The organism is Halobacteriovorax sp. RT-2-3 (assembly GCF_047085075.1).
Taxonomy (GTDB): domain Bacteria; phylum Bdellovibrionota; class Bacteriovoracia; order Bacteriovoracales; family Bacteriovoracaceae; genus Halobacteriovorax_A.
On sequence record NZ_JBKIYF010000001.1, the window covers coordinates 954742 to 978984 of the forward strand.

The 24243-nt window shown below is 36.7% G+C and carries 26 protein-coding genes; 15 read left to right on the forward strand and 11 right to left on the reverse strand.

Going from position 1 to position 24243, the window contains the following annotated elements:
• Positions 1-32 precede the first annotated feature (32 nt).
• Positions 33-1154, forward strand: coding sequence for a saccharopine dehydrogenase (locus ACMAYX_RS04370; RefSeq protein ID WP_412469742.1), 1122 nt, complete (start codon positions 33-35; stop codon positions 1152-1154).
• On the opposite strand, the gene ACMAYX_RS04375 is transcribed toward ACMAYX_RS04370, so the two are convergent.
• Together ACMAYX_RS04375 and ACMAYX_RS04380 are read right to left on the reverse strand one after the other, a co-directional pair.
• Positions 1139-1960, reverse strand: coding sequence for a glycosyltransferase family 2 protein (locus tag ACMAYX_RS04375; RefSeq protein WP_412471587.1), 822 nt, complete (start codon positions 1958-1960; stop codon positions 1139-1141). The two genes, ACMAYX_RS04370 and ACMAYX_RS04375, sit on opposite strands and share 16 nt — an antisense overlap.
• Complete coding sequence (locus ACMAYX_RS04380) at positions 1950-2873, reverse strand: aldo/keto reductase (RefSeq protein ID WP_412469744.1); 924 nt, start codon at positions 2871-2873, stop codon at positions 1950-1952. Before ACMAYX_RS04380 ends, ACMAYX_RS04375 begins: the two co-directional genes overlap by 11 nt.
• Positions 2874-2947: 74 nt before the next feature.
• Here ACMAYX_RS04380 and ACMAYX_RS04385 point away from each other — a divergent pair, with 74 nt between their 5' ends.
• Complete coding sequence (locus ACMAYX_RS04385) at positions 2948-3982, forward strand: hypothetical protein (RefSeq protein WP_412471588.1); 1035 nt, start codon at positions 2948-2950, stop codon at positions 3980-3982.
• Positions 3979-4980, forward strand: coding sequence for an SPL family radical SAM protein (locus ACMAYX_RS04390; RefSeq protein WP_103216733.1), 1002 nt, complete (start codon positions 3979-3981; stop codon positions 4978-4980). The genes ACMAYX_RS04385 and ACMAYX_RS04390 overlap by 4 nt, the downstream gene beginning before the upstream one ends.
• Here ACMAYX_RS04390 and ACMAYX_RS04395 read toward each other — a convergent pair whose 3' ends face one another.
• Positions 4981-5913, reverse strand: coding sequence for a hypothetical protein (locus ACMAYX_RS04395; protein WP_412469746.1), 933 nt, complete (start codon positions 5911-5913; stop codon positions 4981-4983).
• A 258-nt stretch (positions 5914-6171) separates the two neighbouring features.
• On the opposite strand from ACMAYX_RS04395, the gene rpmB reads away from it, so the two are divergent.
• Positions 6172-6408: a 50S ribosomal protein L28 gene (rpmB, locus tag ACMAYX_RS04400; protein WP_103216731.1), complete on the forward strand. Its 237-nt coding sequence runs from the start codon at positions 6172-6174 to the stop codon at positions 6406-6408.
• A gap of 82 nt (positions 6409-6490) precedes the next feature.
• On the opposite strand, the gene ACMAYX_RS04405 is transcribed toward rpmB, so the two are convergent.
• Positions 6491-8185 carry a S8 family serine peptidase gene (locus ACMAYX_RS04405; RefSeq protein WP_103216730.1) on the reverse strand — a complete coding sequence of 565 codons (1695 nt, stop codon included), beginning with the start codon at positions 8183-8185 and terminating at the stop codon, positions 6491-6493.
• Between the two features lie 148 nt (positions 8186-8333).
• Between ACMAYX_RS04405 and ACMAYX_RS04410 the strand changes: the two genes are divergently transcribed.
• Complete coding sequence (locus ACMAYX_RS04410; RefSeq protein WP_103216729.1) at positions 8334-9011, forward strand: hypothetical protein; 678 nt, start codon at positions 8334-8336, stop codon at positions 9009-9011.
• A 17-nt stretch (positions 9012-9028) separates the two neighbouring features.
• Positions 9029-10036, forward strand: a complete 1008-nt coding sequence (locus tag ACMAYX_RS04415) for a DUF4340 domain-containing protein (protein ID WP_103216728.1) — start codon at positions 9029-9031, stop codon at positions 10034-10036.
• On the opposite strand, the gene ACMAYX_RS04420 is transcribed toward ACMAYX_RS04415, so the two are convergent.
• A complete protein-coding gene (locus ACMAYX_RS04420; RefSeq protein WP_146037760.1) occupies positions 10033-10926 on the reverse strand; it encodes a hypothetical protein in 894 nt (297 codons plus the stop codon). The genes ACMAYX_RS04415 and ACMAYX_RS04420 overlap by 4 nt on opposite strands.
• A gap of 223 nt (positions 10927-11149) precedes the next feature.
• Between ACMAYX_RS04420 and ACMAYX_RS04425 the strand changes: the two genes are divergently transcribed.
• The 9 genes from ACMAYX_RS04425 to ACMAYX_RS04465 all read left to right on the forward strand — a co-directional run bounded on the left by ACMAYX_RS04425 (position 11150) and on the right by ACMAYX_RS04465 (position 19160).
• A complete protein-coding gene (locus ACMAYX_RS04425; RefSeq protein ID WP_146037759.1) occupies positions 11150-12160 on the forward strand; it encodes an HD-GYP domain-containing protein in 1011 nt (336 codons plus the stop codon).
• A gap of 124 nt (positions 12161-12284) precedes the next feature.
• Complete coding sequence (locus ACMAYX_RS04430) at positions 12285-12500, forward strand: hypothetical protein (RefSeq protein WP_103216725.1); 216 nt, start codon at positions 12285-12287, stop codon at positions 12498-12500.
• A gap of 104 nt (positions 12501-12604) precedes the next feature.
• Positions 12605-13600 (forward strand): phosphate ABC transporter substrate-binding protein PstS, encoded by a 996-nt coding sequence (gene pstS, locus ACMAYX_RS04435; RefSeq protein WP_103216724.1) that lies wholly within the window; start codon positions 12605-12607, stop codon positions 13598-13600.
• Complete coding sequence (gene pstC / locus ACMAYX_RS04440; RefSeq protein WP_412471589.1) at positions 13600-14541, forward strand: phosphate ABC transporter permease subunit PstC; 942 nt, start codon at positions 13600-13602, stop codon at positions 14539-14541. Before pstS ends, pstC begins: the two co-directional genes overlap by 1 nt.
• Entirely contained in the window at positions 14538-15398 is an 861-nt protein-coding gene (gene pstA / locus ACMAYX_RS04445; RefSeq protein ID WP_103216722.1) for a phosphate ABC transporter permease PstA, read from the forward strand. Before pstC ends, pstA begins: the two co-directional genes overlap by 4 nt.
• Positions 15398-16165 (forward strand): phosphate ABC transporter ATP-binding protein PstB, encoded by a 768-nt coding sequence (gene pstB, locus ACMAYX_RS04450; protein WP_103216721.1) that lies wholly within the window; start codon positions 15398-15400, stop codon positions 16163-16165. Before pstA ends, pstB begins: the two co-directional genes overlap by 1 nt.
• A 10-nt stretch (positions 16166-16175) precedes the next feature.
• Positions 16176-16793: a phosphate signaling complex protein PhoU gene (gene phoU / locus ACMAYX_RS04455; protein ID WP_392991318.1), complete on the forward strand. Its 618-nt coding sequence runs from the start codon at positions 16176-16178 to the stop codon at positions 16791-16793.
• Positions 16794-16801: 8 nt separating this feature from the next.
• Positions 16802-17497 (forward strand): response regulator transcription factor, encoded by a 696-nt coding sequence (locus ACMAYX_RS04460; protein ID WP_103216719.1) that lies wholly within the window; start codon positions 16802-16804, stop codon positions 17495-17497.
• Positions 17487-19160, forward strand: coding sequence for an ATP-binding protein (locus ACMAYX_RS04465; RefSeq protein WP_412471590.1), 1674 nt, complete (start codon positions 17487-17489; stop codon positions 19158-19160). Before ACMAYX_RS04460 ends, ACMAYX_RS04465 begins: the two co-directional genes overlap by 11 nt.
• Here ACMAYX_RS04465 and ACMAYX_RS04470 read toward each other — a convergent pair.
• Genes ACMAYX_RS04470 through ACMAYX_RS04495 form a run of 6 tightly spaced genes read right to left on the reverse strand, consistent with a single transcriptional unit; the run spans position 19157 to position 24200 of the window.
• On the reverse strand, positions 19157-20203 hold the full coding sequence (locus ACMAYX_RS04470) for an NAD(P)H-dependent glycerol-3-phosphate dehydrogenase (protein ID WP_103216717.1): 1047 nt from the start codon (positions 20201-20203) through the stop codon (positions 19157-19159). The genes ACMAYX_RS04465 and ACMAYX_RS04470 overlap by 4 nt on opposite strands.
• Entirely contained in the window at positions 20200-20454 is a 255-nt protein-coding gene (locus ACMAYX_RS04475; protein WP_233189678.1) for a DUF493 family protein, read from the reverse strand. Before ACMAYX_RS04475 ends, ACMAYX_RS04470 begins: the two co-directional genes overlap by 4 nt.
• Positions 20455-20466: 12 nt before the next feature.
• Positions 20467-21042, reverse strand: a complete 576-nt coding sequence (locus tag ACMAYX_RS04480) for a KdsC family phosphatase (RefSeq protein ID WP_103216715.1) — start codon at positions 21040-21042, stop codon at positions 20467-20469.
• Positions 21043-21045: 3 nt separating this feature from the next.
• Positions 21046-21852, reverse strand: a complete 807-nt coding sequence (gene kdsA / locus ACMAYX_RS04485; protein ID WP_412469749.1) for a 3-deoxy-8-phosphooctulonate synthase — start codon at positions 21850-21852, stop codon at positions 21046-21048.
• Positions 21842-23446 carry a CTP synthase gene (locus ACMAYX_RS04490; protein ID WP_412469750.1) on the reverse strand — a complete coding sequence of 535 codons (1605 nt, stop codon included), beginning with the start codon at positions 23444-23446 and terminating at the stop codon, positions 21842-21844. The genes kdsA and ACMAYX_RS04490 overlap by 11 nt, the downstream gene beginning before the upstream one ends.
• Positions 23436-24200: a 3-deoxy-manno-octulosonate cytidylyltransferase gene (locus tag ACMAYX_RS04495; protein ID WP_412471591.1), complete on the reverse strand. Its 765-nt coding sequence runs from the start codon at positions 24198-24200 to the stop codon at positions 23436-23438. Before ACMAYX_RS04495 ends, ACMAYX_RS04490 begins: the two co-directional genes overlap by 11 nt.
• Between the last annotated feature and the right edge of the window lie 43 nt (positions 24201-24243).

Below are 24243 nucleotides of genomic sequence, written 5' to 3' on the forward strand. Positions count from 1 at the left end.
AAGTATACGATTTTTTTGGGAGATTAAATTTCATGACAAATAGGACAATCTGGCTTCGCCATGAAACAAAACCATTTGAAGAGCGTAGTGCACTTACGCCCCAAGCTGCCCTAATGCTAAAGGAGCTTGGTCATGAAGTAATTATTGAACGCTCACCTAGTCGTATTTTTAAAGATGATGAATTCGAAGCACTTGGCCTTAAGATGATGCCTACAAATTCATGGATAAACTTTGCACCGGCAAATGCTTTTATCCTTGGTTTAAAAGAATTAGATGTTCACACTTTTCCATTAACTCACAGACATATACACTTTGCTCATGTTTACAAAAATCAAACAGGTTCAAAAGAAATGCTTGATCGTTTTATTCAAGGAGATGGAAAATTATATGACCTTGAATACCTAACAGACCCTAAAGGGAGAAGAATTGCAGCATTTGGGAAGTGGGCAGGATTTGTGGGAGCGGCCCTAGGACTTAAGAACTGGATTTGCCAACAAAGAGGAAAAGACTTTAATGACTGTGGCCCATTGAACTCATACTCATCTCAGCATGAGTTAATTAATGAGATATCAAAGGAGCTGGATGAGCTTGGTTCAAGGCCGAGAGTTCTTGTCATTGGAAACCGTGGACGTTGTGGCCGAGGAGCAAAAGAGTTACTTGAGGCTGTTGGTGTTGAAATGACTGGTTGGGGAAGGGCCGATACACAAGTGGCCAGACCTATTAAGCAAATTCTCGATTACGATATTCTAGTCAATTGTACTTTAAATAAAAAACCGGCCGAGCCATTTCTCAATTTAGAAATTCTACAAAATGAAAGAAATCTTTCTGTAATTTCTGATGTTAGTTGTGATCCTACAGGTCCTTGTAACCCTCTTCCGATATATCCTGATATTACGACAATTGATATTCCAACGTTTAGAGTTCAAGAGTTAGATCAGCTTTTAGAAGTTACTGCAATTGATCACCTTCCATCTCTTCTTCCAAGAGAAAGTACTGAAGAATATGTGGAGCAATTACTTCCTCATTTAATCAATTTACTTAATGGCGATATTGAAGATTCTCCGTGGGAAAACGCACTTGAGATTTTCTATCAAAAAACGATTGAGCTAGGCCTAGAGAAAAAGTTAGTCGAAGAGCCTCAGCTATTGATGTAATTTTCAATAGCTCTTACTTCATCGTAATTTTCAAAATTTTCGTATTTTTCATAGCCCTTAATAAGGTATTGGCACTTTTTTAAACAAAGCTGAGTTAACACTTCAATTCTCTCAGTTGAAAGCTGGCGATTTTCTTTGGCCCAGGCCATGGCCTTAACTCTCCAGTAATCCATTGCAAAGAACTTGAAGGATAGTTGATCATCATGACCTGCATGCTTAATTACCAGAGGCTCATCTAAGAAGTCGATTTCATACAAAGAAGTTATCTTAAGCCATAGGTCATAATCTTCGCACACAATAAAGCTTTCATTAAAACCATTCATCTCTTCAAATAATGTTCTTTCAAGTAAAACGCTTGAAGGTGAAATGACACAATTTTTTAAAGAGCGAATAAACATATCCCCTCCGACTTTTTGATGAGCTTTTTTTTGTTTTACAACTTCACCATCTCTAAGCCAAAGCTCCCCTGTATGGCAGAGTCGATGTTTTGAGCTATCTAGTAAGCTTAATTGTTTTTCAAGCTTGTCTTCTTTCCACTCATCATCAGAGTCAAGAAATGCGATATATTTCCCTGAAGATTTTTTTACACCTAGATTTCGAGCAGCTGAAACTCCTCTATTTTCTTGAAAAAAATATTTTATGCGAGAATCCGAGTAGGACTCAACAGTTTGCTTTGAATTATCAGTTGAACCATCATCAATAACAATTAATTCAAAATCTTGAAAACTTTGTCTTAAAACAGAGTCAATTGCACGGGCTAAGAACATGGCCCGATTGTATGTGGGAATGACGACACTAACTAACACTATTAATAATATCTTCTAGTACTTCTTTCGTAACTTTCTTCTCAAGAGAGTTTAGGACTCCATCTAATTGGTCATGATCTCTAGCACCACAAAGAACAGTGCTTAGTTCATCATGAGAAAGATTAAAGTGAATTGCAAAGTCTAAACCAGTAAGTCCGTGCTTTTCTAGTGCAGGTTGCATTCTTGCAACAATATCATAGCGACTTTCTTTATCCATGGCCTTCCACCATGGTGCCCATGAGCGGCAGTCACTTTTGTCAAATTTTCGATCCTTCGTCACTCGTCCAGTTAGGATTCCTTTATCAAGAGTTCCCCAGCTCATAAAACTTAAGTCATTTTCATTTACGATTGGGAAAATATCTTTTTTAACGTCTTGTTCAAAAAAGTTAAATTGTGATTGGATCACCTCAACTCGATCGACTTGTGACGCTAATTTAAACTCTTCGGCCGTTGTATTACAAAGTCCGATATGCTTAACTTTTCCTTCATGCTTGGCCTTTGCAATAACCTCAAGAGTTTTTCTGATATCCACTCTTTCATCAGGCCAGTGAACCATATAGAGATCAATATAATCTGAATTTAGATCTCTTAGTGATTGTTCAATCATTTTTTGAGTGACAACTGGATCATTAGTCATATCCACTCGTTTATTCTCGTGCCAAGTCACACCTGACTTAGAAACAATAAAAACTTTTTCACGATTATTTTTAAATGCTTCGCCAATTCTCTTCTCACTCTCACCAAAGCCATAAATCGGTGCCGTATCAAAGATCTTCACTCCACGATCAAAGGCGTATTGTAAAAGACTAATCGAATCTTCTTTACTAATATCACCAAATCCATAACCCGCGCCCTCTCCAGAGATACTGGCGCCACCAAAAGCAAATTGTCCAAATTGATCTAATATTTTCATAAGTCATGAATATCTATTTCGCCTAAATGCGTAAAGACTTGACGCACCGACAAGATAAACGTTATTTCCTAGTTATGGATTTACTTGTATTTGCCCACCGCGGCGAAGCTCAAACATTTTTAAAAGAGATGGATTTTAAATCACATCCAGACTTTAATGACCTCTACTTATGTGCAGATAAGAGCTACGGCTTAATTCTGACTGGAGAAGGCCCACAGAACGTTCTCATGGCCCTCACATATGCTATGGGTATCCTTAAAAACCAGGCAATTCAAATAGGTCAAATCATCAATCTTGGAATATGTGCTTCATTTAATGCTGATCTTAAGCAGGGTGAGATTTTTGAAATCAGAACAATCTACGGGCAAGAGGAATTCAAAAGTTTTCAATGCCAACAAAGCTCATCTAAGCTAGATCTTATCACTGCAAATGAAAGAGTTCTTGATAGCGAATTAGCAAAATCACTTTCACACTTTGCCCCTTTGGCCGATCGCGAAGCATGGGCCATCGGTCTTGCTGCAAAAAAATTTCAAACACCACTTAGAGTTTTTAAATTGATTTCGGATCACGTCACTGATGCACCTATTTGTGAATATATAAAAGAGCATGCCCAGGATTATTCCCAAGAGCTTTACCGCTACTTTATTGAGTCTTTTACAAGTGAAGAAAAATTACAAAGTGACGATCTTGCTCTACTAAATGATGATGCATTTTACTTTACACTCTCACTTGAGCGCGAAGTAAAAAATCTCGTACAACAAATTCTTATTAAGTATGATATGAGTTTAAGTGATCTTTTAAACTTAAGCACATTTAAAGATATTCAAGCATTAGAGACAACCCCAAAGAAGAAGGCCCTCGAGCTTAGAGACTTCTTAAAAGAGAAACTCTATCCGACTCGTACTAAGATTATTAGACAACTAGATAACTTTATCAAAGGAACAGGACTTGATAAAAATGAATTATCTTATGATCCTTCTCTTGAAAAGGTTGTGCTAAACCTTAGAACTAAAATCAATTCTGAAAAAGAAATCCTTGATCTACAAAAGAAGCTTTCAAAGATTGATTGGCAAAAATTCAACGCCCTTATGAATGGAGAAAAGCTTTGAAGATCGAGAAAATCTTTATCGAAGATTCAATTAAAAATTCTCTGATCTCAAATCAGCTTCCACTTAAGTTTCCAAAGGCTACAGTCCAAATAATCGAAAATTACGCTGATATTTGGGGCAGAGTTAAAAAGCCCTACTTACAAAAGAGAGATTCTCTAAATCTCTTTATTGCAAGAAAGCAAGGCCAACTTGTTAAAGAGGCTCCCAATGCCTACGGTATCTCAGGAGAGCCTCACTACTACTTTATCCACGCTTACAACTGTATCTATGAGTGCGACTACTGCTACCTTCAAGGTTATTTCAATACTCCTGACCTTGTTCTCTTTGTGAATCACGAAGAGATTATAAGTGAGATGCAAAAAATTGCTGAACAATCGGATGAGAATATGTGGTTTCACGCAGGCGAGTTTAGTGACTCTCTTGCCCTAACTCACCTAACTGGAGAGCTAGATTACTACCACAAATTTACAAAGAAAAATCCTCACTGCTACATTGAACTTAGAACCAAATCAGCAAATATAAAAGAGCTTCTAAAACTAGAGCCACTGCCAAACTTCATCACTTCTTTTTCTCTTTCGCCAAAGAATAAGATTAAGTCTCACGACCTAAAGACACCAAGTCTTGCGGCCCGCCTAAAGGCCATTAAAAGCCTTTATGAAGCAGGTCACCCCATCGGTATTCACTTTGATCCTGTGATACACAGTGAAAGTTTTGAAAGTGAATATGAAGAGCTAATTAGTGAACTAAGCAGTGTGATTCCCTTAAGTAAAGTAGAGTATATTTCCATTGGTGTTGTACGCTTTACGAAAGATGTCTATTCACAGGTCAAGAAGAACTATCCACAAACAACATACTTCCATTCAGAACTTACTAAGGGTGAAGATGGAAAGATTCGCTATCCAAGACCAATGAGAATGTGGATATTAGGAAAGATTAAAGATCTTTGTCTTAAAGCAGGTGCCTCTAAAAAAAGTACCTATCTTTGCATGGAAGAGTAATTAATCATTTAGATATTCAGGATAACTAATATATAGAATTTCAATTACAGACGAAGAAAAGCCTCGTTGTCTTTCGCGGTAATTACGATAGATCTCTCCAGGATTAACAACCTTTGCCTTCTTATCTGAATCTTTCATTATCCCAACTTGCGTCGCGGCCATCTCATCATAAATCGACTCAAGTTCAGAAAAGTATTCGTCATTCTTGCTTGATAAACTTCCAAGGGCCTTTAATAGAGTAAGTGACATTAAGATATTATCTTGTAAGCTATCACTTTCAAGACTTACAACTAATTTATTAACCATACTGCCCACAATCTCGGCCCTTTGGTTGTCAGTAATTTTACCTTCACTAGACATTTCAATTAGTGTTTCAAATAGAACTGTAATATTTGATTGGCGACAAACAAGTGGAGCGCGCATAATCTTTGCCATATCATCTTCACTTATCTCATCAACACTATCCAAAGCCTCTTGAGCAAGTTCAGGAAAGCGTTTTGCAATAGCTCTACCTTCGATATTTATTAATAAATCCATCGCACGATTAAGGAGACTCAAAACATTGCCGTCTTCTTTTGCGTAAAAGCCAGAATTTGGATCTATGATTTGAGCAGGAGGCATATAATCATTATAAGTCTGTTCACAATCAATATTGGCCTTTCTAAGCTCTTCTATTGAACCACTCAGCTCAGAGAAAACACCATTGTCCATACCGAGCCCAACCAACGCAACGACCTCATCGTCAGATCTTTTATAATCACTCTTTTCATGAAATTGCTTTCGCGGGACAAACTTTTTCTTTGGTAATTCACGGTTAGTGAAGGCCACCGGAGCATTCTGTGAATACTGCTCTCTTAGGGCCTCAGGATGGTATTCGTCATTGTAGTAAGTATAGAAATAGTAACCGAGGGCCATTAAGACCAAGACTGACAAAAACAATAATATTCGTTTTTTCAAATCTCTTTCCTCGAAAAAAGTTCTAACTATCTAGAATTACATTTAATAATAATTATATGATAACGATATTTCGCTGCTATGTCCAAACAACTTTGATTTTTTGCAGTAAAAACCATGGGATATTACGCAATTTGTACAAAAGTAGTTGCACTTTTACGACGTTATGTTTATATTCTACAACCTAATAACCCATATATTAATGTAGAGTTTATATAAATAAATAAGGATGAAGTGATGGCACGTACATGTGATTTAACTGGAAAAAGAAGACTTGTTGGTAACAAAGTTTCTCACGCTAAAAATAGAACAAAAATGACTCAAAAACCAAACCTACAAACGAAGAGAGTTTTTGATCCTGTAACTGGTGAAACAATTAAGCTTAAGCTTTCAACTAGAGCAATTAGAACTCTAGATAAAGTTGGTTCACTTTCTAAGTTCCTAAAGAAGTACAAGCACCTTTGGAACGCTTAATTAGATTTAACTTAAAAGTTATATAGATAAAGAAAAGGCCAGCATTAGCTGGCCTTTTTATTTGTGTGAATTTTAAAAATTCTTAGTATTGAACATCTACTTGATCAATAACAAATCCCCACTTCTGAACTGAACGGTCAGACTTGAAGATAAGCTTTAAAGTATCACCTTCAGCGAAGAAAGAAGTATAGTTCTCACCTGCTCCAGTAATTTTCTCAACTAGAACACCTCTTGCATCTCTAACTTCAATAAAGTCATAACGATTCTCAAGATCAAATTTACGAACTCTAACTCTCATAAACTTTGCACCTTCAACTGTGTAAGTTGTTTCAAGAGTTTGGTTTTCAGTATATGGATGTTCTGATTCAAAAGATGCAACATCTACAGTTTGCCAATCTTCTGGATTTGGTTCGTTTCTTTCAGGAATAGTATCTGTAAGAAGATTGTAAGCATTGATACGTCCAGCGTTGATTGTCTTACCTCTAAGAGCAGCAACAGGATCAGAAGTTACCATAACTTTATTTCTTACTTGTAGTGGAGTTAGTCCTTTATTTTCTGAAAGGAAAAGTCCGATTACACCTGAAACGTGTGGAGTTGCCATTGAAGTTCCTGAGTAAGAAGCATATTTACCGTTGATAACAGTTGATAGAATCTCGTGTCCTGGAGCACCGATGTGTACAGTTGAGCGTCCATAACAAGAAAAGCTTGCTAGTTCATCAGCAGCAGTTGTAGCTGCAACAGAAATTACGTTATCAACATTGTAGTTTGATGGGTAGTGTGGACGTGAATCATTATCTGTAGAAGAGTTACCAGCAGCAGCTGTGAATACGATACCTGCAGCATTTGCTCTTTCAATTGCTTCTTTAAGAGCTTCTGAGCGGCCACCGCCTCCCCAAGAGTTAGACATAATATCAACACCGATTTTTGTTGCATAATCAATCGACTTGATTGCCGCTTCAGTTGAACCTGAACCGCTATCTGTTAGGAATTTAATCCCAACAAATTGAACATCTCTCATTACACCAGCAACACCAATTGCGTTATGTGAAGCACCGATTGTACCAGCACAGTGTGTTCCGTGAGAGTGTCCGTCCATTGGATCACCATCGTTATTTGCGAAGTCGTATCCGTGAACATCATCAATATATCCGTTTCCATCATCATCAATTCCGTTACCTGGAATCTCACCTTCGTTTGTCCACATTTGATCTTTTAGATCTGGGTGGTTGTAATCAATCCCTGTATCGATAACTGCGATTTTAATTGCACGATCACCTTGAGTGATTTCCCAAGCTCTTAGTGCATCAACGTCAGCACCTTCTACACCTGAAACACCTCTTGGAGCATTAGAACCTGTATTTTTTAGACCCCAAAGTTGTCCAAATTTTTCATCTGCTGGCGTGTAGTAAACACCTTCATCTGAAGTTGTGTTATAGCTTAAGATTTCTTCTAATACATTTGTGTTTACGATTGGCTTAACGATTTTGTAGATAAAGTTTGGCTCTGCATATTCTACTTCTGCTCTTTCATTCATCTGCTTTGCAATTGAATCAATTGATACAAGAGACTCGTTAAATTTAACAACATAAAGATCCCCTGACGTAAGCTCGATACGACGGTCAAGTGAACTTCCATGTAATGATTGTCCAAAGAAACTTTCAACTGAAACATCTTTCTTTAGCTTAACAATTAGTTCACCTGGAACGTAATCAGCAGCTAGTGGAGAAAGTGCCATCGCTGAAACAACAGCTGGTGCTAAAAATGCGTTTAATCTCATTAGATCCTCCTAATCTTTTTATCTCCCTTCCATGGGAGACCCTATGCTAAGACTTTTAAATAATTGTCTATCAAGTAGTTTAGCACCCTTTCAGAGGCAAAAATTTCAAAAGATACAAAATATTGAAAATGTGAGAAAATGTTAGTTAATGATACACGGTAAAAGTAGCGACCCAGTCCTAATTAAAAGAATCAAAGTTAACGTTTGGACACTTCGAGATGAAGTAGAAGCAGCGGTAAAACTAAGGTACAAGAATGGTGAAAAGCCTAATATTGATGACCTTATTGAGACTTATAAAGATAAAGGTGAACTTCCAATCAATGATAGTATTGAAAGTGAAGAAGCAGCACTTGATCCACAAGCTTTGGCAGATGCTGCCATGTCTGGAGACAATGTTACTCCGATAAAAGAAACGAAAATCATCAAGCAATTTATTCCTGATTTACCTCCAGAAAAGGTCTACGTCGGCAATATTCTCCTATCTGAACTTTATATGGATGGGATGTATTTCTTTTGCGAAAGACAATTTACTCAGGGCCAATCAATTGTCGTTGATATTCAAATTCCAAATCGTATCATCCTAAATGGTGTGGTTGTCTTTTCTCGTAGCTACAACATGAAAAGTCGCATTATCTCTCAAACGAGTATGCCATTTAGAACAGGGATAAAGTTCACTTTTCTTAAAGAGGGTGAACGTACACTTCTTAGAAATTTCATCAAATCTATTGAGCCAGAAGTTAGAGAAGAGCCGGCGGCAGTAGCGGCCAGCAAAGAAAGTAGCTCAGGTGGCGATGACGACTTCGATCTCTTTGACGATCTCGAATAAGAATTCTAGAATTTCTTATGCAAAATATAAAACGTAATTACTTTTCAGCTAGTCTTGTCTCAATACTCTTTATTACTCTCCTATTTGGAGCAGTTATTAGTGAGTTTTTTCAAGCACCGGTTATTACATCTAAAGAACTTTCTAATCTCCAATTTCTTTTCACAAGTGATCAGATTGATAAGGTTGAGGATATTTCACTTCAATCAAACCTTGGACGATTTAGTCTTGCTAAAAATAAAAACCAATGGATTATTACGAAGCCTAGAAGAATCAATGCTAATGAAGCAATCATTAATAAACTTTTAGACTCACTAAAAAATGTAAAGATTAAAAAGATCTTTCCAAAAGATCCAATCAACCTTTCAAACTTCTCCCTAGATAATCCAACTTCAATTGTTACATTAAAGGGTGAAAATGGAGAAGATGAAACGATCTCATTTGGACTTATCAATCCTATCGATAACTCTACATATGTTGTAAGCGATAAAGACAATGCGATCTACCACGTTAATGCCGTTAAGTTTTCACTTGAGAAAATCGACCTTCCATCACTTATTGACTCACGAGTCTTTAGTTATGCTCCAAGCGATATCAGAGGTGTTAAAGTTATAAACTCAGGCAAACTACGTTTTGAATTTAGTCGTAATGATAAAGACATCTGGGTATCAGGAAATAAGGCCCTTGATGATGAAGCAGTCCAAGAGTTCCTAGTTAAGCTAACGAGTTTTAAATCAAATTCAATCCTTGATAAGCGTACTGAAAAAATGGACAGTGCAATTGAGCGCTATCTTGCTAAGCCATATTATAAAGTTATTGTAAAAATTAAAACTGGTGAAGAGATTGAATATGATCTTTCTTGGGTATTAACTAGTCTTCCAGATCTTAATATTGAGAAAAAAGAGAACTTTATTATACGAGCTTCAAATAGAGAGCACCCTTTCTTAGTAAGCAAAGAGTATCTAAATGTATTATACAAAAGGCTTAAATCTTTTAGACCAAGCCCTTTGAATAATATTATTTACTAGTCGATTAAATTGTTAAGAATTTGAGAAGCTGCGCCTTCAACTTCATCAATGACGTGTTGGATAGCTTTTCCAATGCGGTGGTGCTTGATTGGAAACTTAGCAAAAGGAATGAACATATAATATGTCTCCCCTTTACATGTCTCAAGAGCATTTAAGTCCTTAAAGATATTCTCATCGAAATCAATTTTAACTGTTTTTGCTCTTGTACAATTTCCAATAACTTCATCAAATTCTTCGAATTTTTTCCCTGTAGCGCTGAGGAGTCCCCCAACCTCAGCACTAAGAGATATTTGGTCGGACTGCGATAGACTTAAGAAGTTCTTATGACCTTCAATTGATACAAGGATTCCCTTGCGACTCAACTGAACAATCTGTCCATCAACAGGTTTTAATATTGAATTCCAAAATGAAAATTTTGCTTTTAAATTTGTGTTCATTCTAAAGTCGCGATGACTTAGAGAAAGATTATTTAATAGACGGTCATATACAAATAATTTGTAGATATCGTAATCAACCCATCTCATTGAATGGAGATGCATGAATGGACCGGCCTTATGCTTAAGAGAAATAAGAGTTTGCTTATTAACATCAAACCATAAGTGCTTAAGCCTTGGGTCTATATAGAAGTTATAAAGATCAAATAGAGTCGTCTCCATCTCACCTTTCTTATTAACAAGCCATACAGGAATTTCTTTGAAAGTTTCAAGCTCTTCCTTCACTTCTTCAATACTCATTGAAGAATCACCATTGATATGACGCTCTTTCATTGCACAAATTAATTTCGACCAATTCGACCAGTGTAAACTGTACGAACTATCATCAAATAGTTGAATTGATTCAAATAATTTCGGATCAGCAATGTAATCTTCTAGATTCTTAAGCGCACTCATGGCCTTCTCTCTTGTCAAAATTAGCTCAACATTCGTTGTATTCAACCAATATAGCAACTTAGTTAATAAATTCGAGCCTTATTAAAATTAGCCTTTATATTCTATTGATTTCGGGCTCTTAACTTAGAACGTTAGGCTTTTTCCAAGAAATTACAAAATTGCGAAATATTGCCTATTATTCTTGGTATTTAATGATTTTAGCGACTTAAGCTATAATATGAACATGAGAGCAGAGGATATATTCCGTAAATCACATTTGGCACTAAACTTGACCCCTTTTACGATTAGGGAGCTTTTTAATATTCCGACAACACCTTGTGATGTTTATATCTTCGAAGATGGTAAGTTTAAGCACAACCTCTACCGTGGAACATATGTTTCTAATGACACTCTTAAAGAGATGATTGAAAGAGGTCACACGATTGTTTTTGCAAGCAAAGAACAAAGGCAAGAACTAAAAGAGCTGCAACAAGATTGCCTCAGGCAAGTAACTCGCTCTTTTTCAATGGGTGATACTTATCAAAATTGTAAGAATCAACTTAATCTTATTACCATAAACCTTCGATATCTCTTTGAAGATCCTACTGATGATAATGCCCTCAATCTTCAGTATCAAAGCTTAAAAGTACTGGCATCTTTCTTGATTAAGAATCCAAAAATGCACGAAGCGCTCTATCGTTTTTTTGCGGCCCAAGGTCATCATTATATTTTTGCACAACCCCTACTTTCATCAATTTTTCTTGTAGGGATATTAAAGACATCTCAACTTTATAATGACAAAGATATTGAGAACTTTTTTATCACGAGTTATTTTAAAGATATTGGAATGTCTGCCATTCCAATTGATAAATATGACAAAGAGAACCTATCAGAGATGGATAAGGTACTACTTGCAAAACATCCAATAATTTCAGCGAGAATTTTACAAGGTCGTATTCAACTAAGCCCTGCTCACATGAAAGTAATAGAAAACCATCACACGTTCAGTATTCTAGATAAGTATGATTCAGATAATCAGTATCTAAAAAACTTAACAGTGACAGGTTTTGAAACAATCATGGTTAATATTTGTGATATCGTAGCGGCGATGATCTCTCCACGCCCATATAGAGAGGCTTTAACAATTTTTGATGCTCTAGAAAAAGTACGCACACATATTAGTAAAGACTACCCTCACGAGTTTAAAATTATCATTAACTATTTCAGGAATTTCTTTACAAGTTCAGTCAAGTAAAAAAAACTTTTCATTACGTTTCAAATATTTCAAAATAATAATTAACCAAGGAACCGGTTAATATATTTTTAATTACATATATTTAAATAAAACTATAGATTGCTAAATGATCCAGGGAGGGAACATGGCCAACGAAGTAAGCCCAGTTACGGGAATTATCGCAGAAGAAAACGTCTTTATCGATTTTGGTGAGCACGAAGGAAAATCAATCCTTGAAATTCAGGACACTCTACCTGATTATTACGAGTATCTCGTAAACAAAAGAGAAGAAGGAATCTGTACGATTCGTCGTAATCAAGATAAGTCCTTCAGACTTTACGTATCAAATACATTACAATAATCACGCAGGGCGACAATGTCGCCCTTTTTTTTTAACAAAATCTTAATAAACACCATATTTACCATGTGCTAAATTCAAGAAAACACTGAATTTAGGAGACACACATGATTAAGAGAATAATTGCACTTTGCCTACTGCTGGCGAGTTCAAGTACTTTCGCTTTAAAGATCAACGCAGCTGGAGCATCATTTCCATATGCTATTTACTCAAAATGGTTTTCTGAATACTCGAAAATTCATCCAGAAATTCAATTCAATTACCAACCAATTGGTTCAGGTGGTGGTATACGCCAACTTTTAAAAGAGACTGTTGATTTTGGTGCATCAGACGCACCAATGAAAGAAAAAGATAAGAAGAAAGCAAAATGGCCAGTTCTACACGTTCCGATGGTTCTTGGCGCCGTTGCCATTGCTTATAATCACCCACAAATTCCAGATGAGCTTAAGCTTGATGGTGCAACTCTTGCAGATATCTACTTAGGTAAAATTACAAAGTGGAATGCTGAGCAAATTGCAGCTCTTAACCCTGGTGTAACTCTACCATCTGATGACATTCTTGTTGTTCGTCGTGCAGACGGATCAGGTACAACGAAGAACTTTGCAGACTACCTTGTGGAAGTCAGCACAGAGTGGAAGCAAAGAGTTGGTACGGGTAAATCACTTCGTTGGCCAACTGGAGTTGGAGCAAAAGGAAATGATGGTGTAACTTCAATTGTAAGCAACACTAAAGGTTCAATCACATATATGGATCTTGCTCACGCTAGAAAGAATAATATTAAGACAGTGGCCCTTAAGAATAAGTCTGGTATCTTTATCAATCCAACTGTTGAGGCCGTATCAGCTTCAGCTAAAGAGTTTAAAACAACTGGAAAAGAGTTAACAGGTTCACTTATTAACAGCAGCGCTAAAGACTCATATCCTATCAGTGCTCTGACGTATATCCTTCTACCAATGGTAGAAAAAGACCAGAAAAGAGTTGAGATTTACAAATTCGTTGAATGGGCAATTAGTAAAGGCCAAAGTTATGCTAAAGAGCTTTACTATGCTCCCCTACCAACTGAACTTTCCAAAAAGGTATTAGAAAGGGTAAAATCTCTTTAATGAACCTACTTAAAAAATTAGGGCCAATTTCTCCTTCAAAACAGGATAAGTTGGCCTATATAACACTTCGCTTTTTTTCACTTATTGTCATTATTCTACTGATACTTATGATTGGTCAGCTTTTCTATGCCAGTCGTGAAGCATTTAGTGAGTTTGGATTTAAATTTATTTTCGATGATTTCTGGAATCCAATTGATGACGAGTTTGGGGCACTTCCATTTATCTTTGGTACTGTTGTTACTTCACTTCTTGCCCTTCTAATTGCAGGTCCTGTTAGTATTGCAGTGGCCCTCTTTATTACAGAATATTTACCTAAATCAATTTCAAGTATTCTAGGAACTTTTGTTGAACTTATTGCGGCCGTTCCAAGTATCATTTTTGGTTTATGGGGCCTCTACTACTTAGCTCCTTTTGTTAAAGACCTTCTAACTCCTGCCCTAAAGGCAGTATTTGGATTTTTACCTTTTTTCCAAGGCCCAAGTTTTGGGATTGGTATTCTTACGGCTTCAATTATTTTGGCCATTATGATTATCCCAACTATCACATCTGTTGCACGAGAGGTATTTCGTTCAGTTAATATACTCCACAAAGAAGCTGCCCTAGGGCTTGGGGCCACAAAATTTGAGATGATTAAAATTGCGGTTTTAAGGCCAAGCTTTTCAGGAATGGTAGGAGCACTAGTTCTAGGTTTAGGACGCGCCCTTGGAGAGACAATGGCCGTGGCCATGGTTATTGGTAACACTCCTCAAATCACTAAATCAATCTTTGCTCCAGCTTCAACAATGGCCTCAGTTATGGCAAATGAATATGCAGAAGCAGAAAGTGATCTACACTTATCCGCTCTATGCCTCGTTGGACTTCTCTTATTTGTCGTTACTTTTGCAGTTAACTTAGTAGCACGTACAATTGTATGGAAGCAAACAAAGGGAGCATCAAAGTGAAACTCTCAAAAAGTCGTGTCATAAAGAATCTAATTTTTAAGGGACTGTTAGTTCTTTCTGCTTTATTAGTAATTCTACCGTTAATTTTAGTTTTTATTTTCCTTCTTCAAAAAGGTTCAACTTCAATAAGTTTAGACTTCTTTTTAAATGATCCTAAACCAGTTGGAGAAATCGGTGGTGGTATGAGACATGCCATCCTAGGTACTCTTATTATGGTATCAATAGGTTCACTAATTGCGGTTCCAGTTGGAACACTATGTGGTGTCTACTTAAGTGAATACGGGAAAAGTAAAATTGCAACGGCCCTTAGATTTACAATCGATCTTTTAACAGGCGTGCCTTCAATTGTAGTTGGTATCTTTTCTTATCTAATATTTGTTGTAAGCTTTAAATCATTTTCAGCACTGGCCGGAGCATTTGCTCTAAGTATTATTATTCTTCCTATTGTGACTAGAACAACGGAGGAAATCTTAAAGCTAATCCCTAGACATGTTAGAGAAGCAGGACTTGCTCTTGGACTTCCAAGATGGCGAGTTATCTTCAATATTATTCTTAAAGGATCAAGAAATTCTCTCATGACAGGTGTTATTCTAGCAATATCACGTGCGGCCGGAGAAACAGCCCCCCTATTATTTACGGCATTTGGAAGCATGTACATGAGCTACAATGTAACAGGTCCAATGGCCTCACTTCCGGTACAAATTTATAACTACGCAATCAGTCCATATAAAGAATGGCAACAACAAGCTTGGGCCGGTTCGTTCACCCTAATTATTATTGTTCTTGGACTGAACTTAAGTGCAAAATTCTTATTCAATTCAAAGAAGCTTAAGAAATTCTTTGTGAGGAAATCATAATGGCAAATAGCGATATCATATTAGATGTAAAAAATATTCAAGCATGGTTTGGAGACTTTCACGCTGTAAAAGGTATTGATCTTAAGTACCATAAGAATACTGTCAATGCGATTATTGGCCCTTCAGGTTGTGGTAAATCAACTTATATTAGAACCCTAAATCGTATTCATGAAGAAGTCGAAGGTGCACGTGTTTCAGGAGAGGTTATTCTTGAAGGAAATGACATCTACGCTCCATCTGCCGATCCTGTTGAAATTCGCAGAAAAATTGGAATGGTTTTTCAAAAGCCTAACCCATTTGCGGCCATGAGTATCTATGACAATGTTGTCATCGGGCCAAGACTTTGGGGAAAGAAGAAAAAAAGTGAACTCGATGAAATCGCCTATAATTGTCTAACGAAAGCGGCCTTATGGAATGAAGTAAAAGATAAACTTCATCAAGAAGGAACTTCACTATCAGGTGGTCAGCAACAGAGACTCTGTATTGCTAGAACACTAGCGACAAACCCGCCAATCGTATTAATGGATGAGCCGACATCGGCCCTTGATCCAATTGCGACAGGAAAGATCGAAGATCTTATGAGTGAACTAAAGAAAGACTATACGGTAATCGTTGTTACACACAATATGCAGCAGGCAGCACGTATTGCAGACTATACAAGTTTCTTTATCCTTGGAGAACTTATTGAGCATGGACTAAGTAGTGATGTCTTTACCAACCCAAAAGAAAAGAAAACTGAAGATTATATCACTGGCCGTTTTGGCTAAGGAGCATTCAATGGAATTGACTGTTGAAACACTAAGAAAAGATATTACAGAAATGGCCGCAATTGTAGAAAAGATTCTACATGTTGCTGTTGATGAAAAATCAACAATGGAAAATCTCTATGAGCTTGAAAATGAAATCAATGAATTTCATAAGCTTGTGGATGATCATGTATTTAAATTTATCGCTCTTAAGTCGCCTACTGCAATTGATCTAAGAACGGCATTGGCCATCATGAAGATCAACTCTGAACTTGAAAGACTCGGAGATGAAGCAGTTAACTTAAAGCGCTACTTAATGCGAATTTCAAATAGAGAAAAACATTGCAGCATCATTCAAGCAGAAGTTTTTGAGATGGTAAGAAAGAGTTTAATTGCCTTTGCTTCTAACAATATTCAAATGGCAACAGATGTAATCAAGGCCGATCACGAAGTTAATTCTCTTCATAGAGATCTAGTGAAGAAGTTTTATCAACTTCTTAAAGATGGAAAGGCAGAAGTTGATGAAGGTTTTGCTGTCATTCGTGTTTCGAAAATATTTGAAAGATGTGGTGATCACGCAACAAATATTTGTGAAGATATAATCTTCTTAGAGTCAGGTAAAGACGTAAGACATACAGAGGATCAATAAGGCAAATAATGAAAGCACTAATTGTAGAGGACGAACAATCAATCGCAAAACTAATTGGGGTAAACCTTAAGGCCATAGGCATTGATTATGACATGGCAAATACAGGTAATGATGCCATCACTGCTATTGAGAATAATCAGTACGAGCTTTTTGTTTTGGATCGCATGCTGCCGGACCTTAGTGGTGTACAAATTTGTCAGTATATTCGAAATACTAAGAAGCTTAAGAATGTAGGAATTCTTTTTGTTACTGCCTTAACTTCTAGCGAATCCATTATTGAAGGACTTGATGCCGGTGCTGATGACTATATTACGAAGCCTTTTGATATTGGAATTCTAAAGGCAAGAGTAAGCAGTCTAAAACGACGAGTTGAAAGTCATCACACAAGCTCTCCAATCAACAACAAGAACACATATAACCATATGGGAATAAAAGTTGATGTCGATGGAGTAAAAACTATTATTGATGAAAAAGAAATTAAGCTGACAGTTTCTGAATTTAAAATTCTTTGTGTCCTAATCTCTTCTCCAGGTAAGGTTTTTACACGTAAACAAATCGTTGATCTTATAAAAGGTGAAAATATTTATGTTACAGACCGCACTGTTGACACTCATGTTTTCGCTCTTCGTAAGAAGCTTGGAAGTAAATCAAAAGTTGTTGAAACAGTTCGCGGGATAGGATATCGAGTAAAGAGTGAAGAATAACTTTTTTAACTTCCTTAAAATAAAGTTTCTAAATGATATCATCTTTTATCAAACGCTAATCTTTTGTTTATCCCTACTCTTTCTGGGCACATTCTTTATCATAAACTTTAAAGATAACTTTATTCACTCGATCGTAGATCAGGAATTACAGTCGCTACGCCAAGATGGTATTGCGAAAATGTGTGACAAACAAACAAAGAGAACACAATTTTATATTCTAAATGCAAATCGTACGATTAGATGTGCGGCCCCAAGCTTTAAGATTGAGGATTTTAAAAATATTATTATTGGCGAATATGATAGTGATGATCGATATATCTATCATCACCGTGTACTTCACTCAAAAGGAAAGAGCTATACTCTCTTTTTAAGGATTGAGTCTGATGCACTAAAACTAATTTCATCAGAAGTCTTTTCCAAACTCTTTATGGCGATGGGAATCTTAGGAATTCTCTTTATTGCAGGACAATTCTTTCTCTTCCGCCACTATTTTACTCCTCTATACGACCTCTTTCATATTTTTAGAATGAAAGGAGTTATTGATACTACTGATAGTCGTGATTACTGGGATTATATTGAGTCTAAGTCTATTAAGAACTTCAATAAGAGACGAAAGCTTCAAAGAGATCTCTTTAATACAAAACAGTATTATTCAGTCATTATTAACTCAATAGATGACCCTGTCGTTGTAACTGATAGTAAGGGCAGAGTTATTTTCTGTAATAATGCATTTAAGAAATCTTTTGCACCTTTTAATGGACGATATCGAGGCGTAGAACTTATTAGTATAATTAGAGACTATGACTTTATTAATCTTATAAGAAAGAATGGTTACCAGGCCAATCTGATCCATAATACTCAAATCGCCTTAACAAAAGTTAGTGGGAAAACGAACTCATTCCAGTTAAAGATTAGCGATATTGAATCTAAGAATAAAGACAAAGAGATTCTTTTCTACTTTAGTGATATTACAAAACTTCAAGATGTAAATAATATGAGACGTGACTTCTTTGAAAATGTTTCACATGAGATTAAGACACCTCTGACATCGATTAAAGGCTATACTCAAACTCTAAAGTCCATTAATACGGACGAAGATCAACAAGAGATTATGGATATCGTTATTCAAAACGTTGATCGCCTTGACGAGTTAATCAATGGAATTCTTTCACTATCAAAGATTGAAAATGAAGGAAAAATTGAAGTAGAAGAAATTAATCTTCCTTCGTTTATTAATGCTCTCATTAATGATCAACAGCTCAAAATAAATGCAAAGAATATGAGTGTAAATTACTCAAATACGGGAGCTGATACAATCGTTGCTAATGGTAAGCTACTATATCACTGTATTTCGAACCTCGTATCAAATGCGATTAAGTACTCGCGAGAAAGTACTCAAATTACTATTGAAAGTGGTCAAAGAGAAAATCATCGTTATATTGCAATTACTGATGAAGGTGTTGGTATACCAAATGATAAAATCGCAAGAATCTTTGAACGCTTCTATCGTGTTGATCAATCTCGTAGTATCAATACTGGTGGAACAGGCCTAGGACTTGCCATTGCAAAGCACTCTGCACAAAAAATGAAGGCATCAATCGAAGTTGATAGTATGGTAGATAAGGGAACAACTTTTACAGTGCTCTTTCCAATTAAATCTTAATCGATTTCAAACTTAATAGGTGCCTGCATTAGTTGACTTAGAACTTCTTCAACGTTTGCATCATTGTATAGAACTTCATAAAGTCCTTTAAAAATTCGTGCGCGAATTTCATATTTCTCAGCTAGTAAGAAAGCCGCTTTTGTCGTCTTATAACCTTCAACAACTGTACGTTGTGAATTGATAATATCAAGAGGCTTTCTCCCCTTAGCGATCTCAAGTCCAAAAGTTTTGTTACGAGACAGTCCACCTGTTGTTGTTAGAATGAGATCCCCCATTCCACTTAGGCCATAAAATGTTTCAGGACGAGCGTTAAATACCTTACCAAAGCGTAGCATTTCGACGATTCCACGAGTAATCATAGCGGCACGCGTATTGTGATTGTAGCCTAGGCCTTCAACGATACCACCAGCAATGGCCAAAACGTTTTTAAGAGCACCACCTAGAAGGACACCTTTTATATCGTAATTTGGCAGGGCCTTAAAATATGGAGTTTCTAATTTAGTGGCAACATCCATTAACACTTTTTTAGATCGTCCTGCGATTGTGACAAGAGTAATCTGTTTTTCCATAATTTCTTTTGCGAAACTTGGGCCAGATAAGAATGTGATATTGTCACGATAATGCGGAAAGAAATCATTTAGTAGATCATCACTTAACTCAAGAGTATCAGGATCAATCCCTTTTGAAAGACTAATTAAAGGAATGCCTTTACCAAGGTAGCTATTAAAGCGAACAAGGTTTTCACTAAAGAAAGTTCTAATTCCGTGAGTAGGTAACCCTGAAACAATAAGCTCTAAACTATCTTCTTCACTAGGATCTAGCTCACTCCAATCAAGGATTGCCTTAATATTAGCGTCAAGCTTAATACCAGGAAGATAGACAGAATTGATACGGTCCTCATTAATATCTTTATAGATATCTTCTGAGCGTACCTTTAAAATTACATTTTCAAATTTATTTGCCAGAATTGATGCAATCGAAGTTCCGAAAGCACCAGCTCCAACAACGAGAGCTGTTTTATATTCAAAGTTATCTTTTGTCATAGTGCTAGTATACCATGTAGGCGCCCGACTCTTTCATAAATCGTTAACACTTCATCAGAACTATTGCACTTTACATTGAATGTGAAAGAGATGTACTTGCCTGTTTTAGATGGTTTTTCATGGTGAGGCTTTTCTCCTACGGCCATGATTAACTCATCACGATTTGTCTCATTTCCAATAAACTTAAAATTATAGACTGCTGGCCACTCATATTGGTCATCCAATAAGGCCTTTAGTTTTGTTAAATCCATACTAATCAACTCCTACTTTGGCCATGTATCCTTAAAATCAATAGGACTTCCGTCAAAGTCTAAAACTTCAGGAACGATGCCATGGACATAGCGGAAGATATCAATAACTTCTCTAACAGCACCGTGTCCACCTTCTCTTTGCGTTACATAGTCACAATACATTTGAATCTCGTGAGATGCATGTGGCGTTGTTGCAGCAAATCCTGCTGCTTTTAGTAGAGGAACATCAAAGAATTCATCACCCATAAAAAGTACTTCTTCTTGTTTGAATCCAAGATCTAAGACTTTTTTAAACGCGACTCTTTTATCCTCGTCACCCAAGAAGGCAAAATCAAGTTTTAAGTTATTCACAAAACGCTCTTGAACACCTTTTGATGCACCTCCAGAAATAACACCAACTTTAAATCCTGCTTTCATAAGTAGTTTTAAAGCATAGCCATCCGAAGTATGTGATGAGCGATTAAAGCCCATTTCATCATCTTGGTACCAAACATGACCTGGAGTTAGAACTCCATCAATATCAAAAGCGAGTACTTTAATATCTTTTAATTTTTCTTTATATTTTTGAGCTTTTGTAAATAAATCCATTAATTATTCCGTAATAGCGTTTCTAATTCTTAATAGTCTTTGGATAATAACACCCGCTTGGTCTAGAGGCAGGCTTGTGGCCGCATCAGACTTAGCTTCACTTGGATTCGGATGTACTTCCATAAAGATTCCGTCTGCACCTGCTGCCACGGCCGCTTGAGCAAGAGTTAGAATCTGCTCACGCTTTCCACCAGTTGAAGTCCCTAGACCTCCAGGTCTTTGAACACAATGAGTAGCGTCGTGAATTGCACGAACACCAAAAGACTTCATGATTTGGAAACTTGCCATATCTACAATAAGATTATTGTAACCAAAAGATGTTCCCCTCTCAGTTAAGAGGATCTTATCCTTTGAAATAAATTCTTCGGCCTTCTTAACGATATTTCCTGTCTCTTCAGGAGATAGGAATTGCCCTTTTTTAATCTTAAGTTGAGCGTCGTATTTCTTACAAGCTTCAGCACCTGCTAAGATCATATCTGTTTGACGGCAAAGAAATGCTGGAATTTGAATTGTATCAACAACACTTGCAACAGCATCGGCTTGTTCAGCAGTGTGAAAGTCTGTGATTAATTGCACTCCATATTGCTTCTTCACTTTTTCAAGGATCTGAAGACCTTTTTCAAGTCCAGGACCTCTGAAAGAATCGATTGATGAGCGGTTTGCCTTATCAAAACTCCCTTTATAAGAAAAGTTGATTTCATCCTTTACAGGCTCAAGCATTTCTAAAAGACGTCCACAAACATCCATACACATTTGTTCAGACTCGATTACACAAGTCCCCATGAATAGATCAAATTTTTTATTTTCCATATTTATCTGCCTCTTTAATAAATTCACTAAATACTGGGTGGGCCGCATATGGCCTCGATTTAAACTCTGGGTGGTACTGACATGCAAAGAAGAAAGGATGATCCTTAATCTCAATTGTTTCAACGAGGTTAAGTTCAGGATTCTTTCCACTAATAACAAGACCACACTCTTTTAATTGTTCAACATAGAAGTTGTTAACTTCTAGACGATGGCGGTGTCTTTCATTAATTAGTTTTTCACCATACATCTGTCTTGCGCGACTTCCATCAAGAAGCTCACACTCATAGCTACCAAGGCGCATACTTCCACCTTTAGCACCATCGCGAGTTTGACCTTCCATATAGTGAACTAAAAGATCTCCACCAGCATTAAATTCTTCTGATGTAGCATCTGTTAATCCACAAATATTTCTAGCATATTCAATAATTGCAAGCTGCATTCCTAGACATATTCCAAAGAATGGAACTTTATTTTCACGAGCAAAACGAATGGCCGAAATTTTCCCTTCCGTACCACGCTCTCCAAAACCACCTGGTACAAGAATACCTTGTACATCTTTAAGAAGCTTATCTGCTCCTTCTTTTTCAATATCTTCCGAGTCAACATATACAGGAACAAGCTTTAGCTGATGAGCAAGTGCCCCGTGTCTTAAGGCCTCATCCAGAGACTTGTACGACTCTACTAATTCCGTATACTTTCCAACAACACCAATCTTCACCTCTCTTAGTGGATGATCGAAGTTATATGCAACCTTTTCAAGGTCATCAATCTTTGGCGATGAAGACCAAATCCCTAAGATCTTTGTGATCTTTTCATCTAGCCCTTGAGAATGGAAGTTAAGTGGTACTTTATAAATTGAATCCAAGTCTAGAGATTGGAATACATTGTCTTTTGGTACGTTACAAAATAGTGAGATTTTATCCATAATCGACTGATCAATCTCACGATCACTGCGACAAATAATAATATGTGGGAATAGACCTTGTGAACGAAGCTCTTTAACTGAGTGTTGAGCTGGTTTGGACTTTAACTCTCCCGCTGCAGATAAATAAGGAATTAAAACAAGGTGAACAAATAAAACATTTTCTTGTCCAACGTCATGAGCAAATTGTCTAATTGATTCAACATATGGAAGAGATTCAATATCACCAATAGTTCCACCGATTTCTCCGATTAGAATATCTGCATCCTCTGCTGCAATATGAATACGACGTTTAATTTCATCCGTGATGTGAGGAACAACTTGAACCGTCTTACCAAGATACTTCCCTTCTCTTTCTTTCTCAATGACCTCTAGGTAAACTTGACCTGTCGTAAAGTTTGATTGTTTTGAAAGTGTTAAAGAAGTGAATCTTTCATAGTGACCAAGATCGAGATCTGTTTCAGCACCATCGTCCGTTACAAAAACTTCTCCGTGTTGAGTCGGACTCATTGTCCCTGGGTCAACATTGATATACGGATCCATCTTAAGCATATTAATGCGAATTCCACGTCTTTCTAGTAAAGATGCAATCGATGCAGCTGCTAAGCCTTTTCCAAGAGAACTTGTAACTCCACCAGTAATGAAAATATACTTCTTTTGGCTATTTGCCATTTATCACTCCCTCCACGAATGGAATATCTTCCGGAGTATCAACTCCACATAATGTCATATCTGTAATTGCGGCACCAATTGTGTAGCCGTTATCAAGTAGTCTTAATTGCTCTAAACATTCAATCTTCTCATTAGTCGACTCACCTAGAGAGCAGAAATTCTTAAGGACTTCTGGTTTGAATGAATAGATACCAATATGTAAATACCAGTTTAGCCCCGGTGTCTTTTGACGATTGAATGGATGAGGGCTTCTTGTAAAGTAATGGCAAATATTTTTCTCTTTTGAAAAGACGGCCTTCACCTTATTTGGATTTAAGTAATCCTCATGATCATTATCAATCGACATCTCTTTTATAACAGTCGCTACATCAAAATTTTGAGAACTATGAATTCGCAATAGTTCAGTTAGTAAGTCAGCTTTAATCAATGGCTCATCACCTTGCACATTGATAACGAAGTCATACTTTTCATCTTTAAAAAAACGATCGTAGGCCAAGAAGATTCTTTCACTTCCCGACGGAACATCATCATCGACTCGAACCACATTGCGGCCAGACTCATTTAACATTTTTTCAATTTCATCATTATCCGTAACGACACAAACTTTTGAACCTGGAAAATTTTCAACAATACCAGCACATCCATCATAAACATGAGAGACCATTGCCTTGCCGGCGATATTTGCTAGAGGTTTTCCGGGGAAACGAGTCGAGGCGAATCTTGATGGTATTAATACCAAAGCTTTTAAGTTCATTATTTACCTTTTTGACAGTAAATAATAACAAATACCTGTGATA